Annotated in this window: 1 pseudogene; it reads left to right on the top strand. The window is 62.1% G+C overall.

From position 1 onward, the window contains the following. Positions 1-428, top strand: a pseudogene (locus N7568_RS22540) (pyruvate dehydrogenase (acetyl-transferring), homodimeric type); the annotation flags it as partial.

Genomic DNA, 428 nt, shown 5'->3' with positions numbered 1-428 from the left:
GAACACTTCTTCGGTAAATCCCCGCAGACCAAGGACATGGTCGCGGACCTGGACGACGAACAGATCTGGGGCCTCAAACGCGGCGGGCACGACTACCGCAAGGTCTACGCCGCCTACAAGGCAGCCACCGAGTTCAAGGGCAAACCCACGGTCATCCTCGCCAAAACGGTCAAGGGCTACGGCCTGGGCCCGCACTTCGAGGGCCGCAACGCGACCCACCAAATGAAGAAACTGACCATGGAAGACCTCAAAGCCTTCCGTGACCACCTGCGCATCCCCATCAGCGATGACCAACTCGACGCGGACCTCTACCGGCCCCCGTACTACCACCCCGGCATGGACGCCCCCGAAATCAAATACCTCATGGAACGCCGGGCAGAACTGGGCGGGTTCGTCCCCGAACGCCGCCGCAAACACACCGACGTAGT

Source organism: Paenarthrobacter aurescens, from assembly GCF_025421775.1.
GTDB classification, from domain to species: Bacteria; Actinomycetota; Actinomycetes; order Actinomycetales; family Micrococcaceae; genus Arthrobacter; species Arthrobacter aurescens_B.
This window is presented reverse-complemented; position numbering and strand designations above follow the sequence as displayed.